This is a genomic window from Jeotgalicoccus huakuii (genome assembly GCF_036665975.1).
In the GTDB taxonomy this organism is placed as follows: domain Bacteria; phylum Bacillota; class Bacilli; order Staphylococcales; family Salinicoccaceae; genus Jeotgalicoccus; species Jeotgalicoccus marinus.
In genome coordinates this window covers 1-299 of the sequence record NZ_JAVIYN010000047.1, presented here as the reverse complement: position 1 = coordinate 299, position 299 = coordinate 1, and the positions used below count along the sequence as shown (strand labels likewise).

At 44.1% G+C, this 299-nt stretch carries 1 protein-coding gene; it reads left to right on the top strand.

The genetic code is table 11. The features are described 5' to 3' along the window. The coding region (locus tag V6E76_RS11460) for a transposase (protein WP_499797820.1) at nucleotides 1-299 on the top strand (299 nt) is incomplete at both ends.

Genomic DNA, 299 nt, shown 5'->3' with positions numbered 1-299 from the left:
CTGATGCGGGAACGCAACAGTTATTCTAAGACAGATCCGGATGCGACTTTCATGCGTATGAAAGACGATCACATGCAGAATGGTCAGTTAAAAGCCGGGTATAATTTACAAATTGCCACCAACCATCAGTATGTCCTAGGCTATGATATCTTTTGGAATCCAACGGATACACGCACTCTGGATCCGTTTCTTTCGACTATGCAACATCGATTTCAACACCTGCCGACCGATATTGTCGCAGATGCTGGATATGGCAGTGAATCCAATTATGAATGCGTCGTCGACAAATATGAACGTCA